The organism is Amycolatopsis sp. SID8362 (genome assembly GCF_010550475.1).
GTDB classification, from domain to species: Bacteria; Actinomycetota; Actinomycetes; order Mycobacteriales; family Pseudonocardiaceae; genus Amycolatopsis; species Amycolatopsis eburnea.
The window spans coordinates 16,796-27,278 of record NZ_JAAGNB010000334.1 but is presented as its reverse complement, the minus strand read 5'-3'; the positions used below and the strand labels follow the sequence as shown (position 1 = coordinate 27,278).

At 70.6% G+C, this 10,483-nt stretch carries 8 protein-coding genes; 2 read left to right on the top strand and 6 right to left on the bottom strand.

Annotation, left to right across the window (positions count from 1 at the left end; all coding sequences use genetic code 11):
• The 4 genes from G3I65_RS10855 to G3I65_RS10840 form a co-directional block, all read right to left on the bottom strand.
• On the bottom strand, positions 1-661 hold a 661-nt coding region (locus G3I65_RS10855; RefSeq protein ID WP_160695981.1), incomplete at its 3' end, for a LacI family DNA-binding transcriptional regulator.
• A 4-nt stretch (positions 662-665) separates the two neighbouring features.
• On the bottom strand, positions 666-1,007 hold the full coding sequence (locus tag G3I65_RS10850) for a hypothetical protein (protein WP_203612345.1): 342 nt from the start codon (positions 1,005-1,007) through the stop codon (positions 666-668).
• A gap of 222 nt (positions 1,008-1,229) precedes the next feature.
• Positions 1,230-2,120, bottom strand: coding sequence for a hypothetical protein (locus G3I65_RS10845; RefSeq protein WP_166639907.1), 891 nt, complete (start codon positions 2,118-2,120; stop codon positions 1,230-1,232).
• Positions 2,121-2,219: 99 nt separating this feature from the next.
• The gene (locus G3I65_RS10840; protein ID WP_160695980.1) at positions 2,220-2,684 is read right to left on the bottom strand and encodes a GNAT family N-acetyltransferase; all 465 of its coding nucleotides are present in this window, start codon (positions 2,682-2,684) and stop codon (positions 2,220-2,222) included.
• Positions 2,685-2,755: 71 nt separating this feature from the next.
• On the opposite strand from G3I65_RS10840, the gene G3I65_RS10835 reads away from it, so the two are divergent.
• A complete protein-coding gene (locus G3I65_RS10835) occupies positions 2,756-3,337 on the top strand; it encodes a TetR/AcrR family transcriptional regulator (protein ID WP_160695979.1) in 582 nt (193 codons plus the stop codon).
• Here G3I65_RS10835 and G3I65_RS10830 read toward each other — a convergent pair.
• The gene (locus G3I65_RS10830; RefSeq protein WP_160695978.1) at positions 3,334-4,116 is read right to left on the bottom strand and encodes a hypothetical protein; all 783 of its coding nucleotides are present in this window, start codon (positions 4,114-4,116) and stop codon (positions 3,334-3,336) included. The genes G3I65_RS10835 and G3I65_RS10830 overlap by 4 nt on opposite strands.
• 310 nt (positions 4,117-4,426) lie before the next feature.
• Here G3I65_RS10830 and G3I65_RS10825 point away from each other — a divergent pair, with 310 nt between their 5' ends.
• Positions 4,427-9,508, top strand: a complete 5,082-nt coding sequence (locus tag G3I65_RS10825; protein ID WP_160695977.1) for a hypothetical protein — start codon at positions 4,427-4,429, stop codon at positions 9,506-9,508.
• On the opposite strand, the gene G3I65_RS10820 is transcribed toward G3I65_RS10825, so the two are convergent.
• Positions 9,478-10,443 (bottom strand): GlxA family transcriptional regulator, encoded by a 966-nt coding sequence (locus G3I65_RS10820; RefSeq protein ID WP_160695976.1) that lies wholly within the window; start codon positions 10,441-10,443, stop codon positions 9,478-9,480. The two genes, G3I65_RS10825 and G3I65_RS10820, sit on opposite strands and share 31 nt — an antisense overlap.
• Positions 10,444-10,483: the final 40 nt, after the last annotated feature.

Genomic DNA, 10,483 nt, shown 5'->3' with positions numbered 1-10,483 from the left:
CCGCCTCGCGGAACCCGCAGCGGTGCACCAGGTCCGCGACGTACTCCCGGCCGGCCGCGCGGAGGCCGTCGCGGTAGCCGTCGAGGCGCGCGTCCGCGGTGGTGACGCCGGGCGGGCCGGCGACGCACCCGATCCGCTGGTAGCCCTGCGCGACCAGGTGCCGCACGGCTTCGGCGGCCGACTCGCGGGAGTTGACGAGGACGGCGTCGCAGTCGGCCGAGGTGAGCCGCCGGTCGACCGTCACGATCGGCGTCCGGTGCGCGAGCAGCGGCCCGACGTCGCTGCCGGGCGTCGGCGAAAGGATCACGCCCGCGAGCCGTTCCTGCGCGGCGACTTCGACGTACCGGCGCTCCTTGGCCGGGTTTTCGTCGGAATTGCAGAGCATCACCGAAAACCCGGCGGCCTGCGCGGTGTCCTCGACGCCGCGCGCGATCGCCGTGAAGAACGGGTTTTCGACGTCGGCGATGATCAGTGCCAGCACCGCGGTTTCGCGGCGGCGCAGGCCGCGGGCCAGCCCGTTCGGCGTGTAGCCGAGCTGTTCGACCGCTCTCGCGACGCGTTCGGCGAGCATGGGGTCCACAGTGGACTTGCCGTTCAGCGCTCTCGACACGGTCGCGGTCGAGACGCCGGCCAGCGCCGCCACGTCGGAGATCGTCGCCACCGCGCTACCCCCGGAGCCCCTGCCGACGGCTGGCCGCGCCCCGCCACCCGCGGCCGGCGGCCAGCCCCCGGTAGTGCTCCAACGCCGCGACGGACTCGGTGACCTGCTCGAAGCTCGGCAGGGCGCGCACGTTGGCCACGAGCGTCATGTCCTTGCGCGGGATCTCGATGAAGCAGACCTCGATGCCGGACCGCTCGGCCTCGGCGGCCACCTGGTCGCGCCAGCTGGGGAGGTCGTAGTCGTCGCCGAGCCATTCGTGCAGGTAGACGCACCACTTGCCGCGTTGCAACTCGCCCGCGATGGCCTCGAGATCGACCAGGTACGGCTCGGTCACGCGTTCGGCCATGACCGTTCCCAGCAACACCAAGGCACTACTTCCCTCCTGCACCCCGGCGGCGACCCGTACCAGCCGGAAAGCGCTTACCGCGGCGGTCACCTCCCCGCTTCCACCGTGCAGCGCGCCGTCAATTTACCGGGGGAACTCCGGCCACGGCAACCGACGGCCCGGATCTTGACATCCCGTGCACGACTCGTGTGCGGATGCACGTGCCGATGACTGCTTGAATTTTCAGTGAACCAGCAGGAGATTCGGGGAGCCGCCGAAGTACGCGCTGTCCGTGACGTACAGTTCGCCGCCGCGGACCGCGACCGCCGTCGGGTTGGCCAAGCCGTCCGAAGTGGACAGGATGGTGCGGACGCCGTCGCGGCCGGCCGTGACGACGCGGTTCTCCTGGTTGATCGCCGCGACCACGGTGGCACCGCGGAAGGCGAAGTCGTCGACCGGCCCGAGCCCGGTGACGGCCACCCGGCCCGGCGCCCCGTCCAGCGGGAACCGGACGAGCGTGCCGCGGTCCAGGTTGGACACCCAGACCGCGCCGTCGTGCACCTTCACGCCGTTGGCGCCGAAGCCGCGCACCGGGGCGAGCAGGTCGCCGGTGGCCCAGTCGGTCACCTGCCCGGTGCGCGGCGAGACGCGCCGGACGACCGAGCCGAACGAGTCGGCGACGAAGAGGTCGCCGCTGGCGGGATCGCGCGCGACGCCGTTCTGGAACCCGGACGGTGGCAGGGAAGCCACCTTGACCGGGGTACCGCCGGGCCGGACCCGGTAGAGGCCCGTCGCCGCCGTGCCGGTGGAGACGGCGACGTAGAGGTTGCCGCCGGGGTCCCGGGCGATGCCGCCGAGGAACAGTTTCTTGTGGACGACCGGGACGTCACCGTCGGCGGGAACCGGGATGCGGGCGATGACGCTGACGCGCCCGCCGGGCGTGACCCGGCCGATTTCGCCGGTGTAGGCGAAGGTGAGATCGGCGGAACCGTCGGGCTCGAGCGCGATGTTTTCCGGCTGCTGCCCGGCGGCGAGGTCGAGGGGAACGATCCTGGTGGCCGCCTGGGCGGGCGCGGCCGGGAGGACGAGGGCGGCGGCCGCGGTCAGCGCGACGCCGATGTGCCTGATGCGCAAGGGAACTCCGTCTCGGTGGGATCTTCGTACCTTCGACGGTAGGACGGTGCGCACCCCGGCCACCAATAGCTCAGCCTGGGCCGCCCATCGGAAAACCGATCACAGGTCGCGCGCGAAACACCGGGAGAGCGGCTCGCCGACGTACGGCCCGTACGCCTCGATCGGCTCGTAGCCTTCGCGCTGGTAGAAGCGGATCGCGTCCGGCTGCCCGGTGCCGGTCTCCAGCAGCAGCCGGGCGATGCCGAAGTCCCGCGCGCGGTCTTCGAGCGCGCGCAGCAGGGCGGTAGCGACGCCGGTGCCGCGGGCCGCCGGCTCGACGTACATGCGCTTGACCTCGCCGGAGCCCGGCCCGAGCAGCCGGAGCCCACCGCACCCGAGCGCCGTGCCGTCGGCGTCCCGCGCGACGAGGAAGACGGCGACGGTCTCGGCGGTCGGGACCGCGCCGGGCTCGTGGTCGTCGGTGCCGTAGCGGGCGTCCAGTTCGGTGCGCTGGGCCGCGCGCAGGCGGACGGCGTCGGGGTCGTCCCAGGTCACCGGGGCGATGGCGAACGTGCAGTCGAGCATGAGGTGGTACCCCCTTATCCGTAACAGTTGTTACCGTAGCATCTGTTACGCTTCCCGGGAAGGAGGCGGACTTGCCCAAGCAGCGCGACGTCCAGGCGCAACGGGACCTGCTGTCCAACGCGACGTGGCAGGTGCTCGCCGAGCACGGACTTCCGGGGCTGACCCTGCGCGCGGTCGCCGAGCGCGCCGGCTGCACGACGGGCCTGGTCATGCACGCGTTCCCGACCAAGAAGGCCTTGCTGCTGCACGCGCGAGACCTGCTCTACGACCGCACGGCTCTCCGCGCGGACGCGGCCGAGGCGGCGAGCGCCGACGCTTTCGCCGCGCTGCAAGCGGTTCTCGGCCAGGCGGTCGACCTCCCGCACGGCCACCACGACGAATCCCGCGTGTGGGTGGGCTTCCTGGCGGCGGCACTGGCCGACGACGACCTGGCCGAGCGCCACCGCGCGGCGAACCGCTCTTTCCTCGCCAGGGTGGGAAGACTGGTGGCCGCGTGCCGTCCTGAGTGGACGGAGAAGCAGGTCGAGCTGACGACGAAGAGTCTGGTGGCGTTGGTGGAAGGCCTGAACGTCCTGGCGGCGGCCGACCCGCGCGGCTATCCGGCGCGGCTGCAGCAGAACGCACTGGCGGCCGCGCTCGCCCCGCTGGGTTAGCTCCCGGAGTGGTGCACGTTCCCGTGCACGCGGCCGATCTGGATCGCGGTGCCGCCGTGCATCTCGGAGATGACGTTCGTCGTCCCTTCGCCCCGCGCTTCTTCGGTGGCGGCCAGCTTCTTTTCGTATTCCTTTCCGATGCCGGTCCGCAGCAGATCCCCGCTGGGGTTCGGCACGTAGAGGTAAACCGTTCCGCGGTATTCCTTCACCTCGACGTCGGCGGGCACGACCCGCGATTTCGGCAGCGTCGCGAAACCGCTGGAAAGCACGTCCTCGAAGATCCGCTGCGACAGCACGACGGACAGGAAAGTCTGATCGGGATCGGATTGCGCGAGCACGTCCCGCACCGGCGCGGAATCGAGCAGCCGGTGCGTGGTGATCACGGCGGCCCCGATGGCGACGGCGGAACTTTCGCCGTCGGCTTGGCGAATCGGCCCGACGTTCAGGCTGGCCCGCATCCGCATCCGCAGGTACCGGCTGGTGGCCCGCAACCGCGCGTCCCGCTCGGCGAGCACGTTTTCGAGCGCGTCGAACAACTTCGAGACGACGGCCGGCAGGAACCGCGGCTCGAACCCGACGCCGTACCCGTCCCCGGTCCCGTGCGGGAAAAGCGCGTTCTGCCAGACTTCACCGAGCCCGGCCCGTTCGAAAGCCTGCGCGAGAACATCCGGAACCATCGCGGCGAGCACCCCTTGCTCGGCATCGGAATTGCTCCCGAACCCCTTGGTGTCCACCACCAGCAAAGCCCGATACGGCGGCAACTCCCGCTCGGCCGTCATGCCGTCCTCCCCTGTCCGTCATCACCGAGTGTGGTTCGGCCGAGCGGGTGAGCTTTCCGCTTTTCACACGGTCACCCGATCCACCGGTCCCGCAGAATACGCCGCGGAGGCGGTCCCGCGTGGGAGGATCCCGGCCCCGGCAGGAGGAGACTGCGTGGCAGAGGAAGAGACGGCCAACGTGATCTCGGGGGAGGTCAGCGGCCAGGCGGTCCAGGTGGGGACCGTCCAGGGGAACATGTACGTGGGCGTCCCGCGTCCGGCGCCGCGGGTCGCGGTGGAGCCACCGGCGGGGTGGGACGAGCTTCCGGAGTTGCCGGCGAAGATCGTTTCGCTGCTGCGGGCGCAGATCGAGAACGCGGAGATCATGCCGTACCGCCTGCGCGGTGCGCGTACGACGTCACTGGCGACCGTCTACGTCCGGCAAGACGTGACGACCAGGACCGAAGTCGAATCGGCTGACCAGCGGCCTCCGCTCCCCGCGCTCGACAGCAAGGGGCAGCTCATCGACGTCTCGTACCCGCCGGTCGCCCGGCTCACGGTGCGCCCGCCGTCGAGGAGCATGCCCGACGCCCTCGACGGCGGTGACCACATGCTGGTGACGGGCGGTCCGGGGCAGGGGAAGTCGACCCTGTCCCTGCGCCTCGCCGCGGACGTGGCCCGTCGTTGGCTGGGCGCGCGTGACGCACCGCCGCTCGCCGAACCCGTTCTCCCTCTGCGCCTGACGGCGCGGGAGCTCGCCACCCGGCTCGATCTGCCGTTCTACGAAGCGCTGGCCGAAACCGTCCGCGGCGAGTACGGCGCGTTGCTCTCGCAGCCGCTTCACTCCGACGATCTCCAGCACCGGGCCGCGGGGTGCCGGTGGTTGCTGCTCGTCGACGGCTTGGACGAGGTCGCCGACACGGCCGTCCGTGATCGCCTGGTCGCGGCGCTCGCCACCGCGGCTTCGGACGCGAACGCCGCCTACCGCGTCGTCCTCACGACGCGGCCGATCGAAGGCGCCACGCTGGCTCCCTTCCAGCGCATCGGTGCGGCCCGGTACGAGCTGCTGCCGTTCGACGAAGAGGCGTTCCGCCTGTTCGCCGAGAACTGGTTCGCCGACAGCGGCGACGCCGCGAAGACGTTCGTGCGCCAGATCCGTGACGCCCACCTGGACGAGCTGGTCCGGGTCCCGCTGCTGGCGACGATCGCCGCGATCATCTTCGAGAAGTACGCCGACCGGCCGCTGCCGGACAACCAGTACGAGCTCTACGAGAGCTATCTCGGGTACCTGAGAACGGCCCACGACGCTCCGCCCGGTCCGTTCGACGAGCACAGCGGGCCGATCCTGGAACACCTCGGCCGGATCCGGCTCGAGGAGGACACGTCCCTGGCCGCCGCGGCTTGCCGCTGGGTGGCCGAGTACCTGCCGGAGCTCGTCCAGGAGCCCGGCTGGGAGGACCAGCTCGTCCTCCACCTGGGCTCGGTCGGACCCTTCCACCGCCGCGACGGCGACCTCCGGTTCCTCCACCACAGCTTCGCGGAGCACCTGGCCGCGACGGCGAAAGCCAGGCGGCTCCCCGCCGTCTTCGACCCGGCGCACCAGGACTTCGTCGACCTCTTGCACGCCGCCGAGCCGGACGAGCACGGCCGCTACGCCCGGCGGGTGATGCTGCACCACACGCGGCTGCGCCCGGCGGAGGCGGATCAGCTGATCCGGTTCCTCCACGCCGGCGGACCGGACCGGCAGCTCCTCGCGGCCCGCCTGCTGGCCCGGCACGCGCCCGCGAGCCGCGAGGTCGTCGACGCGTTCCTGGCCACCGCGCGCGAGTGGTCGTTGACCAACCAGTACCCGGGCAAGGCGATCCTTTCGCGGGTGAGCCGGGCCGTGCACCACCCGGGTCTGGTGAAGTGGCTGCGCGAGCTGATGGGCGACGACGGCGTCCCGTGGCACTCCCGCGTCGAAGCGGCGGTGGCGCTGGCGACGCGGCTGGGCAGCGACGCGCGCGCGGAAGCGGTGTCGGTCCTGCGCTTGGTCGTGAACGACGAGGCGATCCCGGTCCGGTGCCGGCTGGACGCCGCCGAGGCGCTCTCGCAGTGCGGCGCGGAAGAACGGGACGTGGCCGTCCTCGGCCTGCGGTCGGTGCTCGACACCCCATCGGTGACGTCCACGCAGTACAGCGACGCGGCCGTCGTTCTCGCCGGCTTGGGCGACGAAGCCCGCGAACGGGCCATCGGGGCTTTGATCGAGCTGCTGGACGACCCGACCGCGACCGATTTCGACCTGGCCGTGGCCGCGGCCGGCCTGGTGGAGATCGACGCGCGGTTCCACGAGCGTTGTGCTGCGGTGTTCCGGAAGGTGCTGCGGCGACGTTCGTGGTCGGTCGACGGGGTGGAGAAGGCCGCGGTGGGTCTCGCGTCGCTGGGGCCGGATCACCTCGACGAGGCGGCCGGTGCGCTCGAACTCCGGATAACCGACCCTTGGCTGCACTGCAGCGACCGGTTCCAGGCCGCGCGCGTGCTGTTGCAGCTGGGGCCGCAGCACCGTCTTCGTGCCACTGAACTGGTTTTCGCACTGACGGCTCAGACGGTGGGTGGTGAATTCGACCGGTCCTACATCGCATCCTTGCTCGCTCGGTGCGGGCCGGAATTCCACGAGCCGGCTGCCGCGCTTCTGCGTCTTGTCCTGGACGATCCCACCGCGAGTCCGGCTCGCCTCGAGTCGGCGGGTCGGACACTGATCAGCCTGGGCCCGGCTTTCCACCCGCAGGCGGTGCGTGCGCTCACTCGTGCCGTCGCGCATCCGCTGGCCGGCACTGCGTCCCGGATAGGCGCGCTCGGTTCCCTCGTCGCACTCGGTGAGCCACACGCGGGCCCGGCGGCGGACGAACTCCGCTCTGCGATGGACGATCCGGAGGCGACTTCCGAAACCCGGTGGCGAGTGGCGGCCGAGTTGTCCCGCCTCGGCCCGGAATACCACTTGGTGGCGGTCGATCAGTTCCGTCGCTTGGTGGATACCCCTGGCTTGCCGAAGTCGCGGGTCCAGGCCTGGCGCAACTTGAAGAAACTGCGTCCCGAGGTTTCCTTTCGCGCTTCGGCGGCGGTGCCCACGCTGGTCGGCGCAGCCGAGTGGGATTCGGACCCCGAGCAGGTCGCGCTGAATGTCTCCGACGTCGAAGCCCCGGACGCGCTTGCCGATGAGCTGCGGAGAATATTCTTGGATGCCGGACGAAATCTTCGTCGTCGTACTGATGCGGGTGCCGACCTGATGAGAATCGGCCGCCGCTATCACGCGGAAGTCGTCCGGGGATTCGCGCAACTGATACGGGATGGAGAAATTCCCGATTCCGAGATGGTCGGCATCGCTCGCACTTGCGGCAGTGCGAGCGCCGCGGCGCGTGCTGTGCTCTCCGAAGCGTTCCGGGAGGTTCTCTTCGACGAGCGAAGCCGTCCCGAGCGAATCTCCATCGCCGCCAATGCCATGGACACGCTGGACGCGGTGAAGGATCCGGAGGTGGTCGCTCGGCTGAGTTCGCTGGCGGCTGATGCGTCGGTGGACGCGGCCGCGCGTGCGCAAACGATCACCCTCCTGCTGCGGAACGAGGTGATTCGCCCCGCGGAGGCGTCCGCGCTGGTATTCGGCTTGCAAGAAGAGCTGGACGTGTTCGCTTGGGACAGTCGCGTGCGAGAACTGTCCAGCCGTGGTGTCGACGTCGCGGCCGGCCTCCGCGCGATGGTCGGCGATCCGGATGTCACCTGCTATCCCCGTCAGCGGGCCGCCCGTGCTCTTGCGGACCTGCGTCCCGAATCCCGGGTCGCCGCGACTGCCGAACTGCGATCACAGGCGGCGGATTCGTATCTGCACCTCACTTTCCGGACCAGCGCCATGGTCAACCTGGCCGTCGCGGACCCGGGCGCGGCCCAGGAGGTTTCAGAGGATCTGCGCGCGACGATGCTCGACGAGCGGCAGGCGGTCGGAGATCGGTGCAGTGCCGCCTACCAGCTCGCCTTGCTGAACCGCGCCGCGGGGAATCAGGTGCGCCGCACTTTGCTGCGGCTCGCGGTGCATCCCGCGCTGACCGAGCGGGAGCGCGCCGACGCCCTTACCTGGCTCGAGTACTTCCGCCCCGAGGATCCGGTGGAAGCGGGCATCGCTCTGGCGCTGGTGCGGGATCCGGCTTCCTCCGACGACACCCGCGTCAGCTTGTTGAGCCAGCTTCCCGCCGCGGATCGGGCGGAAGCCGAACGTGCCTTGGTGTTCGATCGCCTGAGTTCGCCGAAGAGCTGGTCGGGAGAAGTGAACCGGTGGAACAACTTGCCATTGGCCCTGGAAGCCGAGCAGTTCCTCCGTGAGGAGGTGACCGCGCCGGAGTCAGAGCCGGGTGACCGGATCGCCGCCGCGATCGCGTTGAGCAAGATGTCGCCGAGGCACGAGGCCGAATCGGTGGAACACCTGGCCGCCTTGAGCCGGGGTCGCACCGCGGTCCGCCGTGCGCGGCGGGAGCTGACGTCGTTGTCCCCTGAGTGGCACGCCCGTGTTCTGGCTGATGCCCAGGAGATCGTCGCCGACGACACTCGGAGCCCCCGCGACCGGGTCGACGCCGGGCTACTCGTCGCCGAACTCACCTCCGAAGTCTCCAAAGAGCTTCGCGCGCAGCTGGATGAGCTGCTGGCCGAGGGACGGATCGCGCCCCGATCGCGGGTTCGCGTCTTGGACGAGCTGGGGCGGTGGGACGACCTCAGGGCGATCCGGGACGACGTTCGCGAGTCGCCGGCGATCCGCAGGTTCGCCGGGAGCATGCTGCGTGACTACTCCAGTGCGGATCGGGTGGCCTCCGCCGAGCTTCTTCGCGCGATCGCCAAGGCCCCCTCCTGCCATCCCCGGCTGCGCTGGTGGGCCGCCGATGATCTCGCAACCGAATACGGAGTCCGTGGCCGGGAACTCGGAACGGCGGCGTTGCGGGAAATCGCGGAGGATGCGGCTTTGCCGGTCACCGCGCGGCGGGATGCCGCTCGTGCGCTGGGGCTCGTCCGGCCGGACTGGCGTGCTGAAATGCTCGAGCTGCTGCGCCGGCTCCTGGCCACGCCGATCCCTGCTGCCCGGGTGCGGATCTGGGATGCGATCGGCGAGTTCGAACCGGGCGAGGGCGCACTCGGGTTGCTGGGAATGGCGCGTGACCGCGCGTGTTCTCCGGCGGTCCGGTGCCGTAGTGCCTGGTCGGTGGCATACCTCCACCATGATCACCGGGAAGCGGCTGCGATGGTCGCGCGAGAGATCGCGCAAGATGCCGAAGTCGCTTGGCACATCCGGATCTCAGCGGCCCGTCTCCTGGCGCGCGCCAGTGAACTGTGCCGTCCCGAGGCGCGGGAGCTGATCGAGCGGCTTCAGGCCGCGGGTCCGAACCGGCGGCGGTAAGCGCTCGGGCTCAACCCCGTGTGCCGACGCAATTGCAGCCGTAGGTTCGCCGCCGTTCCGAAGCCGCTTGCCTCGGCCACCCGGTCCAATCGCAGCTCGCCGCGTTCGATCAGGCGGCACGCCAACGTCACTCGCTCCGTCGTCAGCCACGCCAACGGCGTCGTCCCCAGCTCCGCCCGGAACTTGCGGTGCAAGGTCGCCGGGCTGGTTGCGGCGCGAGCCGCGAGGTCGGTGACAGTGAGCGGCTGGTCGAGGTGAGCGAGGGCCCAAGCCAGCACCGGCGCCAGCGAGGTGTCCGGCACCGCGGGCACCGGACGCGCGATGAACTGCTGCTGCCCGCCGTCCCGGTGACCCGTGAACACCAGCCGCCGGCTGACCGCGTTGACGACTTCGGCGCCGTGGTCGCGTTGGATGATGTGCAGGCCCAGGTCGAGGGAAGCCGCGCTGCCGGCTGCTGTCAGGACATTGCCCTCGTCGACGAACAGGACGTCCGGCTCCCAATGGACCGCCGGGAAGCGCGTGGCGAACTCCGCCGCCCACTGCCAGTGCGTCGTCGCGCGGCGGCCGTCCAACACACCCGCCTCGGCCAGGGCGAACGCGCCCGTGCAGAAGCTCACCAGGCGCGCACCTCGCGACGCTGCCCGGCGGATCGCCGCGATGATCGCCGGGTCGGTCGGGATGCCGGTGTCGGGGCGGGCCGGGGCGATCAACGTGTCCGCCGTCTCCGCCGCCTCCAGGCCCGCGACGCCGGACAGCGTGAACATGCCCAGGTTCATGCGCACGTCCGGGGTCGCCGAACAGAGCGTGAAGTCGTACCACCGCCGGTTCAGTTCCGGGCGGCGCAGGCCGAACAGCTCCGTCGCCACGCCCATCTCGAACGGGTTCGACTGCTCCGTCACGATCGCCACGACGCGGTGCGAGAATTCTTGCGGCATGTGCGATTCCTAGCACTCGCGGGCGGGAAACGCCAGGTCG